This window comes from Luteibacter anthropi, assembly GCF_011759365.1.
In the GTDB taxonomy this organism is placed as follows: domain Bacteria; phylum Pseudomonadota; class Gammaproteobacteria; order Xanthomonadales; family Rhodanobacteraceae; genus Luteibacter; species Luteibacter anthropi.
The window spans coordinates 233,753-258,543 of the sequence record NZ_JAARLZ010000004.1; the positions used below are offsets into that span (position 1 = coordinate 233,753).

The window sequence follows — 24,791 nt, forward strand, 5'->3', positions numbered from 1 at the left end:
GGCGTGTCTCCGGGCAAAGAAAAACCCGCCATCGGCGGGTTTTTCTTTGCGGTCACGACCTCGTCCCTGAGATTCAGTGGTCGTCGCCATCCTCGAGGGCGCCTTCGGTGTCGTTGGCCAGAGTGACCACGACATAGGCGGACCCGACGAGTGAAGCGCACAACCAGGCGTATACCATCTGGATCGCCGTGCGAGGAATCGCGGCGGCTACCCTCGGCGTAAGCGCCAGGCCAACGAGGCCGACGATCGCGAGGATGGCGGCGGCGGCCCACGCCAGGCGCCGGGATGGCGACGTGGTGGTGGTGACGTTCATGGTGTTCAGCTGCCCCTGTTTGTTTCGTGTCACACCGCGTGAAGGATGCGTGACGGTGCTTGATGTAGGAAATACCCTACAAAAACTTGCGCGGCAAGTGCCAAAAACCTGAACGATGCCCTTGCTATTTTCATGTGCTTCTTGCAGGACGAATGGCAAATTCCTGCCTGCTTTGAATTTTTTTCTTTTTGAGGTCCCCATCGATGGCTGAGCGCTCATTTCCCGGTTTCACACTTCGCAGCAGCGCCACCAGGGATGGGAGCCGCTTCAAGGCGCTTATATCCTCCCACCCCGTCGCGAGCGGGTTTCCCAGCTACTTCACCGTCTACGACAACCGCAGCTTCCGGGAGGAATCGGTGGCCGCCGAAGCCGCTGAAAAGGCGCTCGGGCTTGTCCTGGAGGTGGATGAAGAAGGCACGCCGGTCTTCGCCGAGGGAGAAACCGGTTTTGACGACGACCGGCCCGGTGCCGGGCCCGGCGAAGAGGGCGACGAAGACGATGGTGAGAATGAGGACGACGAGGACGAGGGCAAGGACTGAACCCTGCGCTCAGTGATGGGTGGTGCGCATCGCGTCTTCGACGGCCTTCAGCAGGCTGCGCCGGTCGTAAGGCTTGGGCAGGAACGGGGCCAGATCGCCCAGACGGTCGGCGGCGTGGAACGCGTCGCCCGACACCACCACGCAGCGCACCGGATTGCCCAGGCGCCGAAGTTCGCGAACGAGCTCGATGCCGTCCATGTCGCCGGGCATGTTCACATCGGTGAGCACGAGCAGGATCTCCCGATGCAGGCCCAGCTCCACGAGCGCCTCGCGGGCGTTCATCGCGGTAAGCACGTCGTATCCCGCGGTCTCCAGGACGAAACTGGTGATGTCGAGGACGTTGCGATCATCTTCGACGACCAGAACGGGTCCTTTGGTGGCCATGCCGGCTCCATGCGAGAACTTCGATAGCACTGTCCGCTTCCATGTGTCGGGATGGCGTGAGAGTGGTGCTTGACAGGTGAAGGGCCGGCGTTGCGTGATAGAGGTGTTCAGGGGGCAGACGAACGGCGGGCGAGTCATGAGCGACTGGGAAGGACGGTACCGGCAATTCGTCGAGGCGTCGGCCGACTGCATGAAAGAACTGGATCGTGATGGCGTGATCCGGTTCGTATCGGGACTGGGGTGTGCTGCGCTGGCGCCGGATGGCCCGGAGCGGCTTATCGGTCGCCGCTGGGTCGATCTGTGGCCTGTGGAGGCGCGCGACATGGTGGCGCGGGCGCTGGATCGTGCCGCGACAGGTGATCGCGTGGACTTCGTAAGCGTCCGCGAAACCACGCTGGGAGCATCCCGCTGGTGGGAAGTGATGGTGGCGCCGGTGGTTGCGGGCGATGTCCTGGATCACTTCATCGTCATCAGTCGTGACGTCACCGAGCGGGTGCAGTTGCAGACAGCGCTGGAATCCATCAACGAATTGCTCCAGGACCGCCTGAACGAGTCCGTGGCCCGTTCGCTCAGTGCATCCACGCGTTACGGCACCTTGCTGGAGCGCCTGGAGTCCGAGCACGGCGCCCGGGAGGATGCGGAGAGCCGTCTTGCCGGTGTACGCGAGCAGCTGGACATGGCCCATAGTGCCCTCGACCTGGCCGAAGCCAGCGCCCGCCAGGCACAAAAACAGCATGCCATCGGGCAACTGGTAAGCGGCGTCGCCCACGACTTCAACAATATGTTGCAGACGGTCATCGTCAGCCTGTCCGGGCTGGAAGACGAGGCCACCAACCTCACGCCACGTCAGGGCCGGATGCTCTCCTATGCGATGGAGGGAGCCCGCCACGCCACGGCCCTCACCCGGCGTCTGCTCGCCTTCGCCCGCAACCAGCCGGAGCGCGCCGAGCCGGTGGAACTGGGCGAGCTGGTGAACAGCTTCGCCGACTTCGCACGTCATGCCATGGGCGGGCGGGTAGGGATACGGATCGAACGGCGGGACGGGGCGCTGCCCGTTTGGGCGGATCGTCACGCGCTGGAGCAGGCCCTGATGAATGTGTGCCTCAATGCACGCGATGCGATGGGCAATGCAGGCGACATCCGGATCGAACTGGGTGAACGCCCGGCGGCCTTGCCCCATGAACGCACCTTGCGTGAATCAGCTTCGGGCGTGCAGGTGTACGTGAGCGTGGCCGATACCGGCGGCGGCATGCCCGAGGAAGTTCGCCAGCGCCTGTTCGAGCCCTATTTCACCACCAAGGAAGGGGGCTCCGGCCTCGGACTGGCCCAGGTCTACGGCACCATGGCACAGGTGGGCGGCGGGGTGGAGATCGAGAGCGAGGCGGGAATCGGCACGCGGATTCGGCTCGTTTTCCCAAGGTATCCGGGACCGCTCACACTGGCGGAGTGATTCATGGACAAATCGTGATGGAATTCCTCAATTTGGCGAGCAACCAGCCGATAACGGAAACGACTGGGAGGAAGTGAAGTCATGTTGGTCATTATCGGTTCGATTATCGTCCTGGTCTCGGTGCTGGGTGGCTATGTTCTTTCGCACGGCACCATCGGGGCGCTGTGGCAACCTTACGAATTGCTGATCATCTTCGGCGCGGCCCTGGGTGCGTTCATCAGCGCCAACCCGCTGGATATCGTGAAGCGCTCCGCCAGCGAAGCCCTGGCCCTGTTCAAGGGGCCGAAGTACCGTAAGCAGGATTACGTGGACCTGCTGTCCCTGCTCTATGACATCTTCACCAAGATGCGCAAGGAAGGGCAGCTCGGCATGGAGGCCCACATCGAGGACCCGGCGAACAGCACGCTGTTCTCCGCGTACCCGAGGTTGATCGCAGAACACCACCTCATCGATTTCATCACCGACTGCCTGCGCCTGATCGTGGGCGGCAGCATGGACCCGCTTGAGCTGGAGCAGCTGCTGGAAGTGGAGCTGGAAACCCACCACCACGAGGCGCTGGCACCGGCGCTGGCGGTGCAGAAGATGGCTGACGCGCTGCCGGGCTTCGGCATCGTGGCGGCCGTGCTGGGTATCGTCATCACGATGCAGGCCATCGAGGGTGACACCGCGATGATTGGCCTGCACATCGCCGGCGCGCTGGTCGGCACCTTCCTGGGCATCCTGCTGTCCTATGGTTTCATCGGGCCGCTTTCGGCCGCGATGGAGTCGCGGGTGAACACCGACGGCAAGGCATTCGAATGCGTGAAGGTCGGGCTGATGGCCAACCTTCGCGGCTACAACCCCATGGTGGCGGTGGAATTCGCACGAAAGTCGCTGCACTCGGGCTCGCGCCCGAGCTTCCAGGATCTGGAAACGCACCTGAAGGGTGCCCGGTAAGTCGTCATGAGCGAGCTGAAGCAGGTTGTCATCATCCGGCGTCGGCGCAAGGGCGGCCATGGTCACCATGGCGGTGCCTGGAAGGTCGCCTATGCCGACTTCGTCACGGCCATGATGGCGTTCTTCCTTGTGATGTGGCTGGTGGGCGCGGGTACGAAGCAGCAGCGTGCCGCCGTGTCGGAATACTTCAAGAATCCCAGTATGACGCAGGGGCAATCCACCATGGCGCCGTCGGGAAAACTGGGGCCGGGTGGGGCGAGCACGAGCATGATCAAGCTCGGCGGCGCGATGGACCTGCCCAAGGGTCCGGGCGACCAGCAGGCGTTTGCCAAGCCCACCGACGCCGATGTGGATCGCCTGGCGAAGGAGAAGGAAAAGAAACGCCTCGAACAGCTGATGAAGGATCTCGAGGACGCCATCGCCAAGAGCCAGGCCATGGCTCCCTACAAGGATCAGTTGCTGCTCGATATCACGTCCGAAGGCCTGCGCATCCAGATCGTCGACAAGCAGAACCGTCCGATGTTCGATACGGGCAGCGGCGCGCTGAAGGTCTACACCGTGCAGATCCTTCACGAACTGGCCGGCTTCATCAATCAGGTGCCGAACCAGATCAGTATTTCAGGACATACGGACAATGCGCGGTATGTCCGTGCCGACAGTGCCTATGGCAATTGGGAACTGTCCGCCGACCGTGCCAATGCGGCGCGTCGCACCCTGGTGGAAGGCGGCATGCAGGCGGAAAAAGTCGCCCGCGTGGTGGGCCTTGCCGCGTCCGTACCCTTTGACAAGACCGATCCGTCATCGGCAGTGAATCGTCGCATCAGCATCGTGGTGATGACCCAGCAGGCGGCCAGGGCCGCGGCCGAAGTGGCCGGTGAGCCCGCGCCTTCGGATACACCGCGGGCACAGGGCGGCTCCCAGGCCGGAGCCCGTGGTGACCCCGCAGCGACGGCTCCTCCGATCGGCACGGCCGCGGTGTCTCTGCGGATGGCACACAACGGCTGAGTGGCCTGACTGACGAATGGACGTCCATTCGCCATCGGCCGTGATCGTGCCGTCTTCGGCCCGCAACGACCGCCACTTGCAACGGTCATCTTCCCCCGTCAGTATCGGTTGCCTGGGGGAGGAAAACCGCAGTGGACAATCACAGCAAGTTTCGTGTGGTGGCCAAAGCCGTAAAACATCACGGCGATGAAGGCCACGTGTTCTACCGTTCGAGCTACCGTATCCTCGATCACATCGGTGAAGAAATCGATGCCTGTGATGGTGCGGTGGATCATCCCGATGTCACCAGCGCTTATAACGAAGCGTTTGCGCTGGGTCGCGAGCGATTGCGTGAGCTGGCCGCGGAATCGGTGCCGTGACGTAGCGGATCAGTTGCCTGCGACGATATCGCGCAGTTCTTCCAGCTGCGCCGGCGTACCCACATTGCGCCAGAATCCCGTGTACTTTTCCGCGGAAAGCTGCCCTTGCGCGATGGCGCGTCGATACATCGGACCCAGCTTGAACGCGCCGGGTGCTTCACCCGCCACCAGTGCGGGACGATAGACGCCGATGTTGCCGAACGTCAGTCGCTCTGCGCCGGCGGGTGCGTTTTCGTCATGCAGGCGACCTGCGTATAGCGAGAAGTCGCCTTCCGGATGAAACGCCGGATTCGGCACCATCACCAGATGGGCCAGGCCATCGGGCTCATGCGGCAAGGTGGCGTAATCGACATCGCTCCATATATCCGCGCTCACCACGATGAATGGCGCGGTGCCCAGCAGCGGAAGTGCCTTGAGCATGCCGCCGCCGGTTTCCAGTGGTTCCGGCCCTTCATAGGAATAGCGGATACGCACGCCCCATTGCGCACCATCGCCCAGTGTTTCGGGAAACCGGTCCGCGAGATGCGCCGTATTGATGACGATATAGTTGACGCCGATCGCCGCAAGCTTCTCGATGTGATGCACGATCAGCGGCTTGCCATGCACCTCGAGCAGCGGCTTGGGCGTGGCATCGGTGAGCGGACGCATGCGTTCGCCGCGCCCCGCTGCCAGGATGAGTGCATGCCTCATGCCGGGTTGGCCATCCGGATGTCGCGTCCGCCAATCTTCGCTTCGATGAGATCGGCGAGCGGCGCCGTATCGGCATGACGCCGCGCCGTGTCCAGTACATATCGCAGTACACGGGGAAGATCGGCAAGGTAGCCCGGTTTGCCGTCGCGATAACAAAGCCGGCAGAACAGGCCGAGAATCTTGATGTGACGCTGCAGGCCGGTAAGGTCGAACCAGCGACGGAAACGGTCGGTGTCCACCGTTTCGTCGAGCATGCGCGCATCGAGCAGGCGCAGGCGATACGCCTCGACCCAGCCTTCCACCTGTTCGTTGTCCCATACGATGTAGGCATCGCGCAGCAGCGACGCGAGATCGTAGGTGATCGGGCCCGACATGGCGCCCTGGAAATCGATGACACCGGGAGAGCGTTCTTCCGTCACCAGCAGGTTGCGGCTGTGGTAGTCGCGATGCATGAAGGCGCGAGGCTGCTCTGCAATGGTGCGCATGATGGTGCTGAACGCATTCTCGATGACATCCCAGTCGCCGCACGCCAGCGATACACCAAGATGCTTTTCCAGCAGCCAGCTGGGCATCAGTTCCATTTCCATGGTCTGCCAGGCGTGGTCGAAGGCGGGCAGGCCGCTGGTATCCACGTGCATCTGCATGCGCAGCAACGCGTCGAGCGCTTCGCCGTAAAGTGCATCCACCGTGCCCTCGTTCAACTCGGGCAGGAAGGTGCGGGTGCCGAGGTCCTCGATGAGCAGGAATCCCTGCTCCAGATCAGCCACCATTACCGTCGGCGTATGCAGCCCGGCGCCATGGAGGCGCTTGCCGATCTCCACCCAGGGGGCGGGGTTTTCCTTCTCTGGCGGGGAGTCCATCACGATGACCGGCTGGCCGTCGACGTAGCCGCGCCAGTAGCTGCGGAAACTGGCGTCCGCGGAGGCGGGTTCCAGGTCGAGGGAGGGCAGGCCGGTGGCGTGGCGGGCCCAGGCCAGGCGCGCGGCGGAGCGATCGTCGGTGGCGGTCATGCAGCGGATCGTAGCGGATGTGGGGCGCGAGCTTAGAGGGTTTGCCGGTCACTGTCATAGCCGGGTCGTGGCGCCGCAGGGGCCGGGCTCCCCCGTCTGGTGGTACTAAGGCGGCGCTCCGGCGTGTACGCTTCGTTTCTTTTGGAAGCCCGGGCGCCTCATGGCTCTTACCCCTGATCCGCGGATCGGCATCATCGGTCTCGGTTATGTCGGCCTGCCGCTGGCCGTCGAATTCGGCAGACATTTCGATACCCTCGGATTCGATATCGATCCGAACCGCCTGGCCGAACTGCGCGAAGGTCGCGACCACACGCGCGAAGTGGATGGGCAGGCGCTCGCCACGGCCGCCCGCCTTCGCTACAGCGGCGAGCTGGCGGATCTCGCCAGCTGCAACGTCTATATCGTCACGGTGCCTACGCCCATCGACGAAGCCCAGCGGCCGGATCTTTCTCCGCTGGAAGGCGCCTGTCGCATGCTGGGCGGCCTGCTGAAGCGCGGCGACCTGGTGATCTTCGAGTCGACCGTGTATCCGGGCACGACCGAAGAAATCTGCGTACCGATCCTGGAGGCCGGTTCAGGGCTGTCGTTCAATGTCGATTTTCATTGCGGGTATAGCCCCGAGCGCATCAACCCGGGCGACCATGCGCGCCGCGTGATCGACATCCGCAAGCTCACCTCGGGCTCGTCGCCCGCGGCGGCCGACCGCGTCGACGCGCTGTACCGCACGATCATCCGCGCCGGTACGCACAAGACGTCCTCGATCCGCATCGCGGAAGCGGCCAAGGTCATCGAGAACGTGCAGCGCGACGTCAATATCGCCCTGGTCAACGAACTGGCCCTCATCTTCAATCGCCTGGGCATCGATACGGGCGAAGTGCTGGAAGCCGCCGGTACCAAGTGGAATTTCCTGCCGTTCCGTCCGGGTCTCGTTGGCGGCCACTGCATTGGCGTCGATCCGTACTACCTGACGCACAAGGCGGAAGTCACGGGGTATCACCCGGAGCTGATTCTCGCCGCACGACGTATCAACAGCCGCATGGGTACCTATGTGGCCGACCGCGTCATCCGCCTCATGAGCGAGCGACGCCTGCATATCGTGGATGCGCGCGTGCTGGTGCTGGGGTTTGCCTTCAAGGAAAACTGCCCCGACCTGCGCAATACGCGGGTGATCGATATCGTGCGTGAACTGCGCCAGTCGATGGCCGATGTCGATGTCTACGATCCGTGGGTCGAAGCCGACGAGTGCGATCGCGAGTATGGCGTACGTCCGGTGACGACCCTCGATGAGGGCGCTTACGACGCGGTGATCGTGGCCGTGGCGCATGACGAGTTCCGCGATTTCGGCGCGGAAAGGATTCGTGCGTTCGGCAAGCCCGGTGCCGTGCTTTACGACGTGAAATCGGTGCTTCCGCAGGATGCCGTGGACGGGCGCTTGTAAAGACGCGGGACGACCGACCTGGTTTCGACACCAGCGATCAACTTACGATAACCCTGTAGGAGCGCGCCTTGCGCGCGACCGGGTGATCGCGAAAACCGGTCGCGCGCAAGGCGCGCTCCTACAAAGGGCTGCGAAAAAAGACCCGGCTTCTCAGCCGGGTCAATAAGGGGAGGAGACGCCGTGCGATGGGAGAGTCGCACGGCGCCGATGTCGTAGTGATTGTTATCAGAGGTCGTAGCGCACCGCGAAACGGAAGTAACGCGGGGTCGAGAAGGTGATCGGGCGCATGTAGGTCACCACCGGGGCGCCGGCGGCGCTTTCGCCCACTTCGATCACGCTGGTCTTGCGCTGCTGCGTGAACACGTTGAACACGTCGATGTTGAAGCCCAGCTTGTGATCGGCGAACGCCGGACGGTACTCGGCACCGATGTTCAGCTGTTCCGTCCACGGCAGGCGGCCACGCGAACCACGCGGCGACACCTTGCCGTCGCAGTAGAAGTACGACGCACCGTAACGGATCGGGTCACCCGGGGCCACGCCGATGCAGTTCACCGGACGACCGGACGCCACCGTGAGGTTGGCGCTGAACAGCCATTCCGGGGTCATCTGGTAGTAGCCGTACGCCTTGAACTGGTGCTTGCGATCGTTCGGCAGCGGACCGTTCGAACCTACCATGATTTCCGGTGCATCCCAGTCCTGCGTCACCGACGGGTCACGCTGGCCGATGTCCGACTTCAGCATGCCTTCGGAGTTGCCGTAGCTACGCGAGAACACGTAGTCGAACTTGCCGTACCACTTCTGGCTGAACTGGTGTTCGGCGTACAGGTTGAGCGCGTAGTACTGGCGCTTCAGGTCCGGGAAGCCCACGCCGTTGTTGGTGAAGTCCTGCTTGGTCAGCGTGACGTCGCGGTAGTTGCCCTTGCCGTCCATGTCTACCTGGAAGGTGTTGCTCTTGCCCGGGTTGAACAGGTAGCAACCCGAGATGGTGGCGTGGCTCATGTCGACGTTGTTGCGCTTGCCCCAGTTCGAGAACGGACGCGAGTCGCAGAAGTCGTCGATGGAGCTCTTCAGCTTGCGGTAGGTCGCCTTGGCACCGACCACCCACTCGCTGTCCAGCATCTTGTCGAAGCCCAGGATGTATTCGTCCTGGTAGTACGCGCCCATGCCCTTGGCGGCGATGGTGCGCGGGTCGGGCTGCGTGCCGTCGTGACCGTTGGAGGCATATTCGCTGCCGTTGGGCTTGAAGCCGACCGGCACGCCGGTCACCGGATCGACGCTGTCGAAGGTGCCGTACTGGCGCAGGAAGTACGAGCCCGACGCGGCGCGCACGGCCACGTTCGACGGGATGGCGAGGTGGTAGCGACCGGCGTTGCCGTAGATCTTCAGCGACGAGTCGCCGTAGACGTCCCAGGTGAGGCCCAGGCGCGGGGCGAGCTGGTGACGCTGCTTCACGTAGACGTCGCCGTTGCCGTTGATGTTCTTGAACTGCTCGTTACGCAGGCCGACGTAAGCCAGCCAGCGATCGTTGATCTGCCAGTGGTCTTCGATGAACTGGGCTTCCTGTACCGTCTTCACGTTGGACGCGGCGTAGTAGTAAACGCGCTGGACGTACTTCGTGGTGCCCTGGGGGAAGAGCACATCCGGGTAGCCGGCCACCGTACGGGCGTAGGTGCCGTCTGGGTTCTTCTTCAGGTCGCCGTAGGACCAGTAATAGGCGCCGCCCTTGGCGCGACCGGAATCCGGGCCTTCGTAGAAGTTGCCCGCGAAGGATTCGAGGGTCTGGTTGTCGAGACCGGCGCGGATGTCGTGGTCACCCAGGCGGTACTCGACGTCGAGACGCCAGCCGTGAGTCTTGTCCTTGGCACCCGGCGCGATCATCTGGCCCTGCAGGTAGCAGCTGGGCGGGAAGACGGTCTTGCCGTTCTGCGTGTAGTTGCCGCTGATCAGCGGGCATTCGCCGCCGATGCTGTTGGTGCTCTGCACGTGGTCGGACACGCTGCGGCCGTACAGGGCATTCACCGTGAGGTTGTCGGTGAGGTAGCCGGTGTACTTGCCGATATAGACGTCACCACCCGGGGTGGCGCCGGCCGTGCCGTAGTTCTTGGTGCTGATCGAGCCGCGGTAGGCGCCGCGCTGGCCGGTGGCGTAGCTGTAGCCGTAGATCTGGTCCTTCTCGGTGGTCTTGTCGCTGAAGCCGGTGAGCTCAAGCAGGTGGTTGTCCGAGATGTTCCAGTCGATCTTGGCGAGCCAGCGGCTGGTCTTGGTGACCCAGTTCATGTCGGTCGGCGCGGCGGTGGAGGCGCGCGTGAAGCCATCCGTCTTGATGAAGTCGCCGGTAGCGTAGAGGAACAGCTTGTCCTTGATCAGCGGGCCGCTGACGTAGGCCGAGTATTCGGTGCCCGTGCTCTTGTTCTTGTGGCGGTCCTGGTAGAGCGTGCCGTTGACCAGGTAGATGTCGCGCGGGGAGTCGCGCAGGCCGCTCGGGGTGTAGACGATCTGGCCGCCGGCCTTCCAGGTGTTGCCGCCGCGCTTGGTGATCATGTTGACCACGCCGCCGGTGGAGCGGCCGTACTCTGCGCCATAGCCGCCGGTGTAGATCTGCTGCTGGTCGATGGCGTCGTAGGGCAGGCTGGTGAGGCCCAGGCCCGTGAGCGCGTTGGTCACGGCGTAGCCGTTGACGTAGTACTGGTTTTCCGCTGCCGACGAACCGCCGAACGAGGCGACGTTGCCGTAACGGCCGTCGCCACCCACGGCACCCGGGGCGAGCAGGGCGGCCGAGGTGACGTCACGGGCGATGGGCAGCTTCTGCAGCTGCTCGGAGGTGAGCACGGTGCGCGAATCGACCGACGAAACGTCGATGGACGGCAGCACGTTGCCGGTGACCTGCACGCCTTCGAGGTCGTGGGCGGACGACGAGGAAGCGGCTTCAGCGGCGAACGATACATCGACGCCGGTGCCGACCTGCACGGTGACGTTGTCACGGCTGCTGACGGTGGTGCCGTCGCGCAGGACCGAGATCTTGTAGCGGCCGATCGGCAGCGACGAGGCGCGGTAGCGGCCTTCGCCATCGACGTTGATGTCGCGGGTCAGGCCCGTGTCGAGATTTTCCAGGTGTACGACGTTGCCCTGGCCAGCCGCAATGCGACCGAAGACGACGCCCGAAGCATTCGACTGCGCGTGAGCGGTACCGACCACCGCCAGCCCGAGGGCGAGCGCGAGAGCGGTGGGACGCAGGATGCTGCGGACGGGAGAGGAATAAAACATGCAAAAAGCCCCTACCGGACCCTGCCGCGCAGGGCCCCGATTCGATGAACAGATGAGCGGCGCCCATGGGGGAATGCCGCGTGGATGCCCCGTTTACTTCGGCTGTCGACCTACCCAGCGACAGATGAAGAACGTCAGGCTATGACTGTTCTAGAGCAACATTTTGCGATTGTCAAATTCTTGTGAATCTGTTGTGACAGTTATATCTCAGGCATGATTCTGCCGAAAATGAGCATATTCTCAACGCGGTCAGCCACGTAAAAAGGCCGGCATTCCTGCCGGCCTCGTAAAATCCTGCAATTCGTTATCTGCCCGGAAGCGGGTATCAGGACAGGTTGTAGCCCCGCTCCTCATGCAGGGCGATATCCAGGCCTACCTGCTCTTGTTCCTCATCCACGCGTAGGCCCACGATGACATCCACGAGTTTGAGAATGATCCACGTGGACACGAGGCTGTAGACCACGGTGAAGGCCACGCCCTTGCACTGGATCCACAGTTGCAGGCCAAGGTCGGTCACGGAGCCGAAGCCGCCGAGTACGGGCGCGGCCAGTGGTCCGGTCAGCAGGGCGCCGACGATGCCGGCCACCGCGTGCACGCCGAACACGTCCAGGGAATCGTCGTAGCCGAAGTGACGCTTGAGCCGCGTGGCGCAGAAGAAGCACACCACGCCCGCGATCAGGCCCAGCACCAGCGCTCCGCCGGGGCCGCAGGTGCCGGCGGCGGGCGTGATGGCAACGAGGCCTGCCACGGCGCCGGAAGCAATGCCCAGTACGCTCGGGCGACGGTGGGTGAGCCACTCCACGACGGTCCAGCCGATCGCTGCGGCAGCGGTGGCGATCTGGGTCACCAGCATGGCCATGCCGGCGCTGCCATTGGCCGCCACGGCGGAGCCGGCGTTGAAGCCGAACCAGCCCAGCCAGAGCATGCTGGCGCCTACCAGGGTGTAACCCAGGTTATGCGGCGGCATGGGCGTGTGCGGATAGCCGCGCCGCTTGCCGATCACCAGGCAGCCGACCAGGCCGGCGATGCCCGCGTTGATGTGCACCACGGTGCCGCCGGCAAAATCGAGCACGCCCAGGTCGCCGAGGAAGGCGCCTGGGCCGCCCCACACCATGTGCGCCACGGGCAGGTAGGCCACGGTGAACCACAGGGCAGTGAACAGCAGCAGGGCGGAGAACTTCATGCGTTCCGCAATGGCACCCACGATGAGCGCCGGGGTGATGATCGCGAAGGTCATCTGGAACATCACGAACACCGCTTCGGGCACGGTGTTGTACAGGCTGTCGGGCTTCAGCCCGGCCAGCATCGCGTGGCCGAGGCCGCCGACGAAGGAATGCCAGCCGGTTGTTCCTGCGGCCATGCCGGTGGTGTCGAAGGCCACCGAATAGCCATAGACCACCCACAGCACCGTGACCAGCGCCGTGATGGCAAAGCACTGCATCAGCACCGAGAGCAGGTTCTTCGCGCGGACCATGCCGCCGTAGAACAAGGCCAGCCCGGGAATCGTCATCAGCAGCACGAGCATCGTGGCCGTGAGCATCCACGCGGTATCGCCCGAATCCAGCTTTGCAGGAGCGGCGAGGGCCAGGGCGGGAAGCAGGCAGGGGAGGGTGATCAGGGATTTAAAGCGCATCGGCGTCCACCTCCTGGGTGCGGATGCGGATGGCCTGCTCAAGCTCCATCACGAAGATCTTGCCGTCGCCGATCTTGCCGGTACGGGCGGCTCCGCTGATGGCCTCGATGGCGCGCTCCACCTGCTCGTCGGTGACGGCGATCTCGATCTTGAGCTTGGGCAGGAAATCCACCACGTATTCCGCGCCGCGATACAGCTCGGTGTGTCCGTGCTGGCGGCCGAAGCCTTTCACCTCGGTTACCGTCATGCCCTGCACGCCCACCTCGGCAAGGGCTTCACGTACGTCGTCCAGGGTGAATGGTTTGATGATCGCGTTGATCCACTTCATGACAGCGCCTCCCGTATCTGGACTACGGGAGGCTCAGCAGGATGCGTGCCAGCGGATCGCGCCTTGTGCACCGCCGCACGGCGGCTCAAGGTGAAATGATTTGCACCATATGAGGGAGGTTGATCGCCCGCCCTTGGTGCAAGGGGTTACTTGGCGGCCTTCTCATCGTTGACGAAACGCACCAGCACGCGCTGACCGATGCGCATCGCCTGGCCGTCCGGATTGTCGAGGGTGAGGATGCAATCCACGGCACGCGAGTTGGCACGAACGGTGGGATCTTCCTCCAGCGTGCTGGCGCTGAAGACGGCACCGATGCGCTGCACGTGGGCGGCGATGGGTGTCTGGTCGCTGCCGTTGTCGTCGAGGATCTGCGCGACCATGCCCGGGTGGACATTGCCGACGAACGACTCGTTGAGCTCGGCACGTACGATCTTCGACCGTTCCGGCAGCAGGATGAAGGCCGCACCGGACTGCGCGGAAACACTGGTGCCCGGCTGGATGGAGCGCTTCACGACCTCGGCGGCCAGCGGCGCGCGCAGGCTGTGCTGGGCCAGGTCGTAGCGGGCCGATGCGAGCTTCTGGGTGGTCAGAGCTACGTTGGCGCGGGCGGCTTCCAGCTCGCCCTGCAACTGGGCGGCGCCCGCGTGGGCGTCGTCTGCGCTCTGGCCGTCGCCGGCACCGGCGCTGGCGGCATCCGTCAGGCGCTTCGCATGTAGCTGGGCCGCCTTCAGACGGCCTTCCAGCTGCTTGACCTGGGCCTGGGCCTGCGCCTGCTCGGCCTCGGCGGCACTGACCGCCAGCTTGGCCGGCTCGGTATCCAGCACAGCCAGCAACTGACCCTTGCGGACCTTGTCGCCCTCATGCGCACTGACCTCGGTAACGATGCCTTCGCGCGGCATGGCGAGGTTGACCAGCCCACCTTCGACATCGACGCGGCCGCGTGCCATGGCGGCGTAGGCCGGTGTGGCTGCGGTCGCGGCCGCCGGAGCCGGGTCGTTGTGCGAACACGCCGCCAGGGCCAGCGCGGTGGCGAGGGCGGCAAGCGAGAGGAGAGGACGGGCATTCATGGAGCGGATTCCTCGGTGCCGGGCGCGGCGTGCCCGGTAGTCGGACGCAGGGGGCCCTGCTGGCGACGATCGCTGAGTATGCGTCCGTCTTCCATCGTCAGCACGCGGTCGGCGTGGCTGACCAGTCGTGGGTCGTGGCTGACGCACAGCACCGTGGTGCCGTGGTCGCGGGCAATGCGGTGCAGGATGTCGATGATGATCTGGCCGTTGGCGGCATCCAGGGCGCTGGTGGGTTCGTCGGCGAACAGCAGTTCCGGTTCCTTGGCCAGGGCGCGGGCGATGGCCACGCGCTGCTTCTCGCCGCCGGAAAGCTCCGAAGGGCGCAGGCGCATGCGCGGACCCAGGCCCACTTCTTCGAGCGACTGCACCGCGCGCTTCCTGGCTTCGCCGGGAGCGAGGCCAAGGTAGTGCAGGGGCAGTTCCACCTGCTCGACCGCGCTCAGCGCCGGAAACAGGTTGAAGCCCTGGAACACGAAGCCTGTGTGATGCAGGCGGAAGCGTTCGAGCCTGCGGGTGTCGTAGTCGCAGAGGTTTTCGCCCAGCGCGTGCACGCTGCCTTCGTCGGGCGGCTGCAAGCCACTGAGGATCGCCAGCAGGGTGCTCTTGCCGCAGCCCGAGGGGCCCGAGATCAGCGTGAGTTCGCCTGTCTCGATGTCGATCGACAGGTCGCGCAGCACGCTGCTGCGCACGCGCCCGGAAACGAACGACTTGTGGATGCCGCGGGCCTGCAGGGCGATGCCGCGCGTGGATGCCGGAGTGTTCATCGCATTCATCGCAGCAGGGTGGCAGGGTCGGCGCGGCGCAGGCTGCGCATCGCGGCCAGTCCCGAGACGATGGCCAGGCCCATGACGAGGCCGAGGCAGGCAAGCGTGGCCACGGGGCTGAGCGCCACGGGCACGCTGTAATGGTGTGCGGCGAACAGGAACAATGCGCCGAGGATCATGCTGCCGACCAGCCCGATGGCGCCGACCCAGAAAGCCTGCTCCATGACCACGCGGCGCAGGGCGCCCACGCCGACGCCCAGGGCGTTCAGCGTGGCGTATTCGCGCACCGAACCCACGACGGCGGCGACCAGGGTCTGGCTGGTGATCACGGCACCCACGAGGAAGACGATGCCGGCAAGGAACAGCACGCCTGCACCGGCGCCTGTATCAAGCATCCAGTACATCTGCGATTGGTGGGCGAAGTCGTCGGCCGTCCAGACGTCGTAGCGACCGAACGAGTTGGCGCCTTCCAGGCGTTCGGCCACGGCACTGGCTTGCGACGGATCGGCAACGCGGGCAACGAAATACGTGGTGCGGTTGCCGTCGCCCGGCGTGGTGTCGATGCGCCGGGCGGTTTCCAGCGAGGTGACGATGTTGACGCCGCCCAGGGCGCGCAGGCCCCGGCTCACGCCCACCACGCGCACGCGATGACCATTGATGGCGGCGACGCCACCGATGCCGACCCCAAGGTTGTCCAGGTCGGCGCGATCCACGATCACGGCGTCCGGCTCGGCGAGTTTCGCGCGCAGTGCAGGCGAGAGCGCCTTGGAGAACATCATGCCGTCAGGGCGGATGTCGATGCCGGAGACGAAGACGGAGACGCCGCCCGTGTCCTGCGGCCCGCGCCAGTCGGAATCCACCCACTGGAACGGCTCCACCTTCGTCACGGACGGGTCCATGCGCAGGTGCATCTCGATGCCGTTGTCGATGGTGCGCCCGAGGTTCACGCTCTGCGTGCCGGGGTAGCCCACCCACAGGTCGGCCGACGATCCGGTGATGTAGACGCTGGAGCTGCCGAAGATGCCGAGCACGAGCGCGGCCTGCAGCAACTGCAACAGGCCGGCGAAACCCACCGCGAGGATCGCGGGCAGGAACCGGCGCCATTCGTAGATGAGGGTCTTGCGGGCGAGGGCGACCATCAGTGCTCGCCTTCGGCCGGATGCGGCGGCAGCGGCGCGCCGCCCAGGGCCTTGTAGAGCGAGACATAGGCGAGGTCGCGTTCCACGCGGGCCTGGAGAAGGGCCAGTTCGCCATGGTCGCTTTCGATCTGGCTCTGGCGTGCATCCAGCGGGCTGGCGAGCTTCAGGCCCACCCGGGTCTGCAAGGCATCCGCACCCTGTCGCAATGCGGTGACGGCCTCGATGCTGGCCTGTTCGCGCTCGGACGACTGTTGCAGGTCGCCCATGGCGGTCTCGGCTTCGGCTACGCCCTGCAACACCGCCTGCCGGTAAGCCAGCACGGCGGCCTTGAGTTCGTAGCCCTTCGCGTGCGCGGCGGCAACGCGATTGCCCCAGTCGAACAGGGGAATGTCGATGATCGGGCCAAGCGAAACGATGCCGCGGGACCGCGTATGCCGATAGCTGGTGATATCGGTGGACCACTGCATGGCCGCGCCGATTTGTAGATTGGGATACATCTGCGCGCGGGTCAGGCCCAGTTCGCCGGCACTGCGCAGCACGTTGGCTTCGGCGGCCACGATTTCCGGCCGCGTGCGGACCAGGTCGGCAGGCGCGGTGGCAACGCGCAGCTCGCCCAGCTGCGGCAGGTCGCCGGCCTCGAGCCATGCGGCATCGGGTTCGGAACGACCGAGCAGCAAGGCGAGTTGCTGTGCGCTGGCGTTGATGGCCTTGCGAGGATCGGCAAGCGTTGCACGGGCCTGTGCCTGGGCGACGCGTGCCTGGGCGACATCCTGGGTGGAGGCCAGGCGCAGTCCCTGGCGCACTTCGAGCAGGCGCAGTTGTTCTGCCTGGGCATCGACGGTGCGCTGGAGCACGGCTTCTTGCTGCTGCGCGGCGCGCAGCTGGATCCACTGGCGCACGACTTCGGCCACCAGCGACACACGCGCACCCTGCAGGGAGGCCTCGGCGTTTTCCAGGTCGCCCTGGGCGACGCGCTTCGCGCCCTTGTGAGCGCCGAACAGGCCAAGCTCCCAGGTGGAATCGAAGCCGGCGATGAAGAACGACGCGCTGGCGTCGGGATCGATCGCGTCGTTGGTGCGGGCATGCAGGTTGGGCAGGAAGCGGTCGCCGCTGTGCCGCGCCATCAGGCGTGCGGCGCGGATGCGCTCGGCGGCCTGCTGGAGATCGAGATTCGTCTTCAGTGCTTCATCGACGAGGGCATCGAGCCGGGAGTCGCCGAAAGCGTGCCACCAGCCACGCAGGTCAGGCGTTGCGGCACCGCCTTCGGCGGGCGTCGCATTGCGCCACTGGCTGGGCAGGTCGGGCTTGAGGTCGGGGGTTTGCACGCTGGCGCAGGCTGTCATGACAGCTATCGTCAGCGCCGTCATCGAGGCCCTAAGCAGGAGGCGCCTTGCGCCGGGTTTACGTTGGTTCCTGTCTGCCGGACAGCGAGACGGCGACAAATGAGCGAACACGTAACTTCCTGTACAGGACGATGAGGGTCCGGACGCGATCGCCAGCCAATCGCGTTCGGGCAGTGGATATCGAGAGGGCTGGGCCGGCATCCGGAACGCGGGTTCCGATGGGCCGCGGGTGGGGACCTCTCGTCCGGTGCGTATGTTAACCGCTCAGGCTTTCGCCAAGCTAAGGATGCGCTGATCTATTTCCATTCTCAAGCATGGCGGCGACAGGTATTCAGCCTCGCGTTGCACGCCGGGACGGAAAACAGTACCATTTTGGTCTGATTTCAACTGTCCCCCTTCCCCGATGCTCCGTGTCAGCCGACTGACAGACTACGCGACCGTGGTGATGACCTGCATCGCCGCGCACCCCGCCGACGTCCTCAGCACGGCCCAGATCGCCGACGAGGCGAGGCTGGAGCTGCCCACCGTGTCCAAGCTGCTCAAGCTGCTGGGGCACGCCGGGCTGGTGGAGTCGTTTCGCGGAGTCAACGGCGGTTATCGCCTGGCGCGTCCGGCCGAGGCGATCAGCCTCGCCGACATCGTCGAGGCGATGGAAGGTCCTATCGGTCTGACCGAATGCAGCATGGCCCACGGCCAGTGCGACCGGCAGTCCCAGTGCGGGGTCAGCGGCAGCTGGCAGTCCGTGTCCGGGGCCATCGGTGGCGTGCTGCGCGGCATGACCCTGGCACAGATGCTGGCCGGGCGCCCCGTGGCGCCGGTCGGGAGCGCGGCAAGCACCGCGCAGGCAAACGCATGAACGAGAGCGAACACATGACACGCGACGTGGCAGCGCCGGTGCGCGACAACGCCGAAGTCGAAGCGGCCCTCAACCGCCGCTACGAGGCCGGTTTCGTCACCGATATCGAATCCACCAGCCTTCCGCCGGGCCTGAACGAAGACACCGTTCGGCAGCTTTCGGCGATCAAGGGCGAACCGGAGTGGATGACCGAGTGGCGCCTGGCCGCCTACCGTCACTGGCTGACCATGCCGGAGCCGGACTGGGCCAAGCTCGACATCGCGCCTATCGATTACCAGTCGGTCAGCTACTACTCGGCGCCAAAGGCGGGTCCGAAGTCGCTCGACGAGGTGGATCCGAAGCTGCTGGAAACCTACGAGAAGCTGGGCGTGCCGCTGCATGAGCGCGCGAAACTCGCCGGCGTGGCCGTGGATGCGGTGTTCGACTCCGTGTCCGTGGGCACCACCTTCCGCAAGGAACTGGCCGAGGCCGGGGTGATCTTCTGCTCCATGTCGGAGGCCATCCGCGAGCATGGCGACCTGGTGCGCCAGTACCTGGGCAGCGTGGTGCCGGTAGCCGACAACTACTTTGCCGCCCTGAACTCGGCGGTGTTCTCCGACGGCAGTTTCGTGTTCATCCCCAGGGGCGTGCGTTGTCCCATGGAGCTGTCCACCTACTTCCGCATCAATGCGATCAACACCGGACAGTTCGAGCGCACGCTGATCGTGGCCGAGGACGACGCCTATGTCTCCTACCTCGAAGGCTGCACGGCGCCGATGCGCGACGAAAACCAGCTGCATGCGGCGGTGGTCGAGTTGGTGACGCTGGAACGCGCGCAGATCAAGTATTCCACCGTGCAGAACTGGTACCCCGGCGACGAGAACGGCGTGGGCGGTATCTACAACTTCGTGACCAAGCGTGGCGACTGCCGTGGCGCGGATTCCAAGATCTCCTGGACCCAGGTGGAAACCGGTTCGGCGATCACCTGGAAATACCCCAGCTGCGTGCTGCGCGGCGATCGTTCGGTGGGCGAGTTCTACTCCGTGGCGCTCACGCACCACCGCCAGCAGGCCGACACCGGCACCAAGATGATCCACATCGGCAAGAACACCAAGTCGAAGATCGTCGCCAAGGGCATCAGCGCAGGCCGCAGCTCCAACAGCTACCGCGGCCTGGTGAAGATCGAGAAGGGCGCCGACGGCGCGCGCAACTACACGCAGTGCGATTCGCTGCTGATCGGCAAGAAGTGCGGCGCGCACACCTTCCCTTACATGGAAGTGAAGAACCCCGGCGCCATCGTCGAGCACGAGGCCACCACCTCGAAGATCTCCGACGACCAGCTGTTCTATTGCCTTTCGCGCGGTATTGGCGAGGAAGACGCCGTGTCGATGATCGTCGACGGCTTCTGCAAGCAGGTGTTCCGCGAGCTGCCGATGGAGTTCGCCGTGGAAGCCAAGAAGCTGCTCGAGGTGTCGCTCGAAGGTGCCGTGGGCTGATGGGCATCGTCGGCTCCGCTCCGGGCCTCACCGATCTGCGCGCGCTGCTGGCCGCGCTGGACCCGGTGTTGCATCCGGTGCCCAAGCGATTCCTGCATGTCTCGCATGAGAAGGCCCGCGAGCGCATGGCCGATGCGTTGATGATGTTCCGTGAAGACGAGGGCAGCACGCTCATCGTCGATGCGGAAGAAGACGCCTCCGAACGCATGCTCTGGGCCTGCATCACGCTGCGCGTGCAATCCAGCCTTACCGCCGTCGGCATGATGGCGGCCGTATCCGCCGCGCTCGCGAAGCGCGGCATTCCCTGCAACCCCGTTTCCGCGTTCCTGCACGATCACATCTTCGTGCCCTGGGACCGCCGCGACGACGCGCTCGACGCGCTCTCGCACCTGACGCCCTGATGGACAGCACCGCCATGCACATGCTCAAGATCGACAACCTCCATGCCCGCGTCGAAGGCAAGGAGATCCTGAAAGGCCTTTCGCTCGAGGTGAAGCCGGGCGAGGTGCACGCCATCATGGGGCCCAACGGCGCGGGCAAGTCCACGCTGGGCAACGTGCTCTCGGGGCGCGAAGGCTATGAAGTGACCGAAGGCTCGGTCACCTTCGACGGCCGCGACCTGCTGGCGCTGGAGCCCGAAGAGCGCGCCGCCGTCGGCGTGTTCCTGGCCTTCCAGTACCCGGTCGAGATCCCCGGCGTAAACAACACCTACTTCCTGCGTGCCGCGCTCAACGCGCAGCGGAAGTTCCGTGGCGAGGAAGAACTCGACTCCATGCGCTTCCTGAAGCTGGTGCGCGAGAAGCTGAAAATCATGCAGATCTCCGACGAACTGCTGCATCGCGCCGTCAACGAAGGTTTCTCGGGCGGCGAGAAGAAGCGCAACGAGATCTTCCAGATGGCGGTGCTGGAGCCGAAGCTGGCGATCCTCGATGAAACCGACTCCGGCCTGGACATCGATGCGCTCAAGCAGGTGGCCGAGGGCGTCAATGCCCTGCGTTCGGCGGAGCGCTCGTTCATCGTCGTTACTCATTACCAGCGCCTGCTCGACTACATCGAGCCGGACTTCGTCCACGTGCTGGCCGGTGGCCGCATCGTGGAAAGCGGCGACAAGCACCTGGCCCTGAAGCTCGAAGCCGAAGGCTACGCGTGGCTGGCCGACGCGCATCCCGAACTGCGCAAGGCCGACCTCGCCGGAGCGCCGGCATGACCAGCGCGCCGTCCCCGTTCGTGCGGGCGGCGCTGGACGCCGCCGCGACCGTACCGGCCAGCGGCATCGCCTGGCTCGACGCGGCCCGTCGCGAAAACCTCGATGCCTTTGCCGAGGCCGGCCTGCCCGAGGCCCGCAATGAAGCATGGAAGTACACTCCGCTGCGCGCGCTGGCCCAGCGTGCCTATGCGCGCGCCGATGCCGGTGTTGCCGCTTCCGTACCGCTGCCGTCGTTCACGCTGCCCGGTCTCGATGGTGCCCGCGCGGTGTTCGTCGATGGCGTGTTCCGTGCCGACCTGTCCTCGCTCGATGCGGGGCAGGGCGTGGAGCTGTCCTCGCTCGCTGCCGCCGTGCTGGCGCAGCCCGAACCGCTGCGCTTCGCGCTGGCGAACCGCTACCGCCGTGGCGCCGCCGATGCCTTCGCGCATCTGAACGCCGCGCTGGCCACCGATGGCCTCGTGCTGCGCGTGGCCGATGGCGTGCGCATGGCGAAGCCGCTGCACGTGGTTCACGCCACCAGTGGCGCACAGCCGGATACCGCCTGGCATGCGCGCGTGCTGGTGGAGGTGGGCAAGGGTGCCCATGCCGATGTCGTGGAGCATTTCGTGTCCGCCGGCGACGGTGCGCAGCTGGGCACCGTGGTGGCCGATTACGCCGTGCGTGAAGGCGCCACGCTGGGCCTCGTGCTCGTGCAGGACGCCGCGGCCTCGACGACGCTGGTCCGTCGCGGCCATGTGCGCCTCGACGCAAAAGCCGAAGTGACCGTGCATGCGGTGGAACTGGGTGGTGCGCTGGTACGTCACGAACTCACGGCCGACGTGCTCGGTGATGGCGCCCGTTTCGACACGCGCGGCGTGTTTGCGCTGTCGGGCCGCCAGCATGTCGATACGCAGCTGGAAATCCATCACAAGGCGCGTGATACGGCATCGGATGCGCTCTGGCGCGGCATTGCGGACGGCCGTTCGCGCGGCGTCTTCCGTGGCGCCATCGTGGTCGCCGAAGGTGCCGATGGCACCGACGCGTCGCTGAGCAACAAGAACCTGCTGTTGTCGGGTCAGGCGGAAATCGATACCAAGCCCGAGCTCGAGATCTACGCCGACGAGGTGAAGGCCGCCCACGGCGCCACCATCGGCCAGCTCGACGAACGCTCGCTGTTCTACCTGCGCTCGCGCGGTATCCCGCTCGTGCAGGCCCGCAGCCTGCTTACGCTGGCGTTCTGTCGTGCCGCGCTGGAGTCGCTGCCGAACGAAGCCCTGCGCGAACACCTGGGCGAGCTGCTGGTGGCGCACCTGCCGACCAGCATCACCGAATAAGTCCGGAGCCAGCCATGAACGCCAAGCCCGAACCGGCCGTCCTTCCCCTCGACGTGGAACGCATCCGCGCCGATTTTCCGCTGCTGTCGCGCACCGTGCACGGCAAGCCGCTGATCTATTTCGACAACGCGAACACGGGGCAGAAGCCGCTTTCCGTGATCGAGGCGGTGGATCGCCACTATCGCGAGCACAACGCCAACGTGGCCCGCGCCGTGCACCAGCTGGGCGAGGAGGCCACGTCGGCCTACGAAGGCGCGCGCGATGCCATTGCCCGTTTCATCAATGCATCGTCGCGCGATGAAGTGATCCTTACCTCGGGTACCACGCAGTCGATCAACCTGGTTGCGTATAGCTATGCGCTGCCGAAGCTGAAAGCGGGCGACGCCATCGTCACCACGGTGATGGAGCACCACGCCAATATCGTGCCGTGGCAGCTGGTGGCCGAGCGCACGGGCGCCACGGTGAAGGCTGCGCCGATCGATGCCAATGGCGAGCTCATCCTCGAAGAGTATTTCAAGCTGCTGACGCCGGAAGTGAAGCTGGCCTGCGTCACGCATGTGTCCAACGTGCTGGGCACGGTCAATCCGGTGCGCGAGATTGCCCGCGAGTGCCGCAAGCGCGGTATCCCGCTGCTGGTCGACGGCTCGCAGGCCGCGCCGCACCGCCCCATCGACGTGCAGGCACTGGGCTGCGACTTCTACGCGATCACCGGCCACAAGATGCTGGCGCCCACCGGCACGGGCGCGCTGTGGGCGAAGCGCGAACACCTGATGGCGATGCCGCCGTTCTTCGGCGGTGGCGAGATGATCCGCGAGGTGCGCTTCTCGGGCACCGTGTTCGCCGATCCGCCGCATCGTTTCGAGGCGGGTACGCCGAATATCGCCGGTTTCGCGGGTGTGAAGGCGGCCATCGATTATCTCGGCGGCATCGGTTTCGAGCGGATCAACGCCTACGAGCAGGATCTGCTGGCCTACGCCACCACGGCACTGGAAAGCGTGCCGGGCGTGCGGATCTTCGGCCGTGCGAAGGACAAGGAGCCTGTGATCTCGTTCCTGATCGAAGGCGCGCACGCCAACGACATGGCGACCCTGCTCGATCTGCAGGGCGTGGCCGTGCGCTCCGGACACCATTGCGCCCACCCGCTGATGCAGTTCTTCGGCGTGCCTGCGACCCTGCGTGCTTCGCTGGCGTTCTACAACACGAAGGCCGAGGTGGATGGGTTTATCGAGGCGATCGGCAGGGTCAGGAAGCTGCTGCTCTGAGATATGGCCGGTCGCGCGCGAGGCGCGCTCCTACAGACGCCGCTTCGGTCCGGTCGCGCTCCTGCACAAGCTGTCCTGTAGGAGCGCGCCTTGCGCGCGACCGACGAAGTCATGATCCCACCGGGTTAGAATCCGCCCCATGACCACCCCGCACACTTTCCGCAACGCCACCCTAGCCGATGCGCCCCTCATCGCCGCCCTGGTCGAATCGGCTTATCGCGGCGACGCCAGCCGGGCAGGGTGGACCACGGAGGCCGATTTCCTGCATGGCCGCCGCACCGATGCCACCGAGATCACGGAACTGCTTGCCAGCGGTAACGGCCGTTTCGTCCTCCTCGAACGCGACGGCACGCTGGCCGCTTCCTGCTACATCGAGCGCCAGGGCGTGGTCTGTTACTTCGGCATGTTCTCCGTGCACCCGCCCCTGCAAGGCAGCGGTATCGGCCGCCTCGTGATGGCCGAGGCCGAACGCATCGCTCGCGAGGAATGGACATGCGAGCGCGTGGAAATGACCGTGATCGACATCCGCGACGAGCTGATCGCCTGGTACGAGCGCCGCGGTTACGCCCGCACCGGTCGCACCAAGGCCTTTCCGTATGGCGACGAGCGCTTCGGCCTGCCCCAGCGCGACGACCTGCGCTTCGAATACCTCGTGAAGGAACTCGCCTGATGGACGGCTGGATCCTCGTCGGTACCCGCAGCGAGCTGCTTCCCGGTGAATTCCGCGTGGCCTGGGATGGCGACACGGCCATCGCGGTCTACAACATCGACGGCGATCTCTACGCCATCGAGGACGTCTGCACCCACGACGGTGGCGAGCTGGCCGGTGGCCCGGTCATCGGGCACGAAGTGGAATGCGTACGCCATGGCGCCCGTTTCGACGTGCGTACCGGGGAGGTCACCTGTCCCCCGGCCTACGAACCGGTGGCGACTTTCCCTGTGAAGGAAGACAACGGCGCGATCTGGACCCGCGACGACCGCTGATCCGTCAGTGGTAACCGATAGCCGGTGGCGCG

25 protein-coding genes are annotated in these 24,791 nt (G+C 65.2%); 14 read left to right on the forward strand and 11 right to left on the reverse strand.

The window, feature by feature from the left end:
* Window positions 1-73: 73 nt before the first annotated feature.
* The gene (locus tag HBF25_RS09080) at window positions 74-313 is read right to left on the reverse strand and encodes a hypothetical protein (protein WP_166947594.1); all 240 of its coding nucleotides are present in this window, start codon (window positions 311-313) and stop codon (window positions 74-76) included.
* 203 nt (window positions 314-516) lie between these two features.
* Here HBF25_RS09080 and HBF25_RS09085 point away from each other — a divergent pair, with 203 nt between their 5' ends.
* Window positions 517-852 (forward strand): hypothetical protein, encoded by a 336-nt coding sequence (locus HBF25_RS09085; protein ID WP_208392497.1) that lies wholly within the window; start codon window positions 517-519, stop codon window positions 850-852.
* Window positions 853-861: 9 nt separating this feature from the next.
* Here the strand turns inward: HBF25_RS09085 and HBF25_RS09090 are convergent, their stop codons facing one another.
* Window positions 862-1,236 (reverse strand): response regulator, encoded by a 375-nt coding sequence (locus HBF25_RS09090; RefSeq protein ID WP_166947596.1) that lies wholly within the window; start codon window positions 1,234-1,236, stop codon window positions 862-864.
* Window positions 1,237-1,372: 136 nt separating this feature from the next.
* Here HBF25_RS09090 and HBF25_RS09095 point away from each other — a divergent pair, with 136 nt between their 5' ends.
* The 4 genes from HBF25_RS09095 to HBF25_RS09110 all read left to right on the forward strand — a co-directional run bounded on the left by HBF25_RS09095 (window position 1,373) and on the right by HBF25_RS09110 (window position 4,986).
* Window positions 1,373-2,686 carry a two-component system sensor histidine kinase NtrB gene (locus tag HBF25_RS09095; RefSeq protein ID WP_166947598.1) on the forward strand — a complete coding sequence of 438 codons (1,314 nt, stop codon included), beginning with the start codon at window positions 1,373-1,375 and terminating at the stop codon, window positions 2,684-2,686.
* 81 nt (window positions 2,687-2,767) lie between these two features.
* Window positions 2,768-3,622 (forward strand): flagellar motor stator protein MotA, encoded by an 855-nt coding sequence (gene motA, locus HBF25_RS09100; protein WP_166947600.1) that lies wholly within the window; start codon window positions 2,768-2,770, stop codon window positions 3,620-3,622.
* Between the two features lie 6 nt (window positions 3,623-3,628).
* Window positions 3,629-4,627: a flagellar motor protein MotB gene (gene motB, locus HBF25_RS09105; protein ID WP_166947602.1), complete on the forward strand. Its 999-nt coding sequence runs from the start codon at window positions 3,629-3,631 to the stop codon at window positions 4,625-4,627.
* Between the two features lie 131 nt (window positions 4,628-4,758).
* Entirely contained in the window at window positions 4,759-4,986 is a 228-nt protein-coding gene (locus HBF25_RS09110) for a hypothetical protein (protein ID WP_166947603.1), read from the forward strand.
* Between the two features lie 9 nt (window positions 4,987-4,995).
* On the opposite strand, the gene murU is transcribed toward HBF25_RS09110, so the two are convergent.
* A complete protein-coding gene (murU, locus tag HBF25_RS09115; protein WP_166947605.1) occupies window positions 4,996-5,676 on the reverse strand; it encodes an N-acetylmuramate alpha-1-phosphate uridylyltransferase MurU in 681 nt (226 codons plus the stop codon).
* Entirely contained in the window at window positions 5,673-6,686 is a 1,014-nt protein-coding gene (locus tag HBF25_RS09120; RefSeq protein ID WP_166947607.1) for an aminoglycoside phosphotransferase family protein, read from the reverse strand. The genes murU and HBF25_RS09120 overlap by 4 nt, the downstream gene beginning before the upstream one ends.
* A gap of 160 nt (window positions 6,687-6,846) precedes the next feature.
* Between HBF25_RS09120 and HBF25_RS09125 the strand changes: the two genes are divergently transcribed.
* Window positions 6,847-8,124, forward strand: coding sequence for a nucleotide sugar dehydrogenase (locus HBF25_RS09125; protein WP_166947609.1), 1,278 nt, complete (start codon window positions 6,847-6,849; stop codon window positions 8,122-8,124).
* Window positions 8,125-8,349: 225 nt separating this feature from the next.
* On the opposite strand, the gene HBF25_RS09130 is transcribed toward HBF25_RS09125, so the two are convergent.
* From HBF25_RS09130 to HBF25_RS09160, 7 genes are all read right to left on the reverse strand, one after another.
* Window positions 8,350-11,388, reverse strand: coding sequence for a TonB-dependent receptor (locus HBF25_RS09130; RefSeq protein WP_166947611.1), 3,039 nt, complete (start codon window positions 11,386-11,388; stop codon window positions 8,350-8,352).
* A 325-nt stretch (window positions 11,389-11,713) separates the two neighbouring features.
* Window positions 11,714-13,021 carry an ammonium transporter gene (locus tag HBF25_RS09135; RefSeq protein WP_166947613.1) on the reverse strand — a complete coding sequence of 436 codons (1,308 nt, stop codon included), beginning with the start codon at window positions 13,019-13,021 and terminating at the stop codon, window positions 11,714-11,716.
* On the reverse strand, window positions 13,011-13,349 hold the full coding sequence (locus HBF25_RS09140) for a P-II family nitrogen regulator (RefSeq protein ID WP_166947615.1): 339 nt from the start codon (window positions 13,347-13,349) through the stop codon (window positions 13,011-13,013). The genes HBF25_RS09135 and HBF25_RS09140 overlap by 11 nt, the downstream gene beginning before the upstream one ends.
* A 146-nt stretch (window positions 13,350-13,495) precedes the next feature.
* Window positions 13,496-14,416 carry an efflux RND transporter periplasmic adaptor subunit gene (locus HBF25_RS09145; RefSeq protein WP_166947617.1) on the reverse strand — a complete coding sequence of 307 codons (921 nt, stop codon included), beginning with the start codon at window positions 14,414-14,416 and terminating at the stop codon, window positions 13,496-13,498.
* Entirely contained in the window at window positions 14,413-15,189 is a 777-nt protein-coding gene (locus HBF25_RS09150; protein WP_166947619.1) for an ABC transporter ATP-binding protein, read from the reverse strand. The genes HBF25_RS09145 and HBF25_RS09150 overlap by 4 nt, the downstream gene beginning before the upstream one ends.
* Window positions 15,186-16,319: an ABC transporter permease gene (locus HBF25_RS09155; protein ID WP_166947621.1), complete on the reverse strand. Its 1,134-nt coding sequence runs from the start codon at window positions 16,317-16,319 to the stop codon at window positions 15,186-15,188. Before HBF25_RS09155 ends, HBF25_RS09150 begins: the two co-directional genes overlap by 4 nt.
* Window positions 16,319-17,662, reverse strand: a complete 1,344-nt coding sequence (locus HBF25_RS09160; RefSeq protein ID WP_166947623.1) for a TolC family protein — start codon at window positions 17,660-17,662, stop codon at window positions 16,319-16,321. The genes HBF25_RS09155 and HBF25_RS09160 overlap by 1 nt, the downstream gene beginning before the upstream one ends.
* A gap of 403 nt (window positions 17,663-18,065) precedes the next feature.
* On the opposite strand from HBF25_RS09160, the gene HBF25_RS09165 reads away from it, so the two are divergent.
* From HBF25_RS09165 to HBF25_RS09200, 8 genes are all read left to right on the forward strand, one after another.
* On the forward strand, window positions 18,066-18,518 hold the full coding sequence (locus HBF25_RS09165) for an SUF system Fe-S cluster assembly regulator (RefSeq protein WP_166947625.1): 453 nt from the start codon (window positions 18,066-18,068) through the stop codon (window positions 18,516-18,518).
* Between the two features lie 14 nt (window positions 18,519-18,532).
* Window positions 18,533-19,993, forward strand: a complete 1,461-nt coding sequence (gene sufB / locus HBF25_RS09170; protein WP_166947955.1) for a Fe-S cluster assembly protein SufB — start codon at window positions 18,533-18,535, stop codon at window positions 19,991-19,993.
* On the forward strand, window positions 19,993-20,394 hold the full coding sequence (locus HBF25_RS09175; protein WP_166947627.1) for an ACT domain-containing protein: 402 nt from the start codon (window positions 19,993-19,995) through the stop codon (window positions 20,392-20,394). The genes sufB and HBF25_RS09175 overlap by 1 nt, the downstream gene beginning before the upstream one ends.
* A gap of 20 nt (window positions 20,395-20,414) precedes the next feature.
* Window positions 20,415-21,200, forward strand: a complete 786-nt coding sequence (gene sufC / locus HBF25_RS09180) for a Fe-S cluster assembly ATPase SufC (protein ID WP_166947958.1) — start codon at window positions 20,415-20,417, stop codon at window positions 21,198-21,200.
* The gene (gene sufD / locus HBF25_RS09185; protein ID WP_166947629.1) at window positions 21,197-22,513 is read left to right on the forward strand and encodes a Fe-S cluster assembly protein SufD; all 1,317 of its coding nucleotides are present in this window, start codon (window positions 21,197-21,199) and stop codon (window positions 22,511-22,513) included. Before sufC ends, sufD begins: the two co-directional genes overlap by 4 nt.
* 14 nt (window positions 22,514-22,527) lie before the next feature.
* Complete coding sequence (locus tag HBF25_RS09190) at window positions 22,528-23,775, forward strand: aminotransferase class V-fold PLP-dependent enzyme (protein ID WP_166947631.1); 1,248 nt, start codon at window positions 22,528-22,530, stop codon at window positions 23,773-23,775.
* A gap of 139 nt (window positions 23,776-23,914) precedes the next feature.
* Window positions 23,915-24,445 (forward strand): GNAT family N-acetyltransferase, encoded by a 531-nt coding sequence (locus HBF25_RS09195; RefSeq protein ID WP_166947633.1) that lies wholly within the window; start codon window positions 23,915-23,917, stop codon window positions 24,443-24,445.
* Window positions 24,445-24,759 carry a non-heme iron oxygenase ferredoxin subunit gene (locus tag HBF25_RS09200; protein ID WP_166947635.1) on the forward strand — a complete coding sequence of 105 codons (315 nt, stop codon included), beginning with the start codon at window positions 24,445-24,447 and terminating at the stop codon, window positions 24,757-24,759. The genes HBF25_RS09195 and HBF25_RS09200 overlap by 1 nt, the downstream gene beginning before the upstream one ends.
* Window positions 24,760-24,791 lie beyond the last annotated feature (32 nt).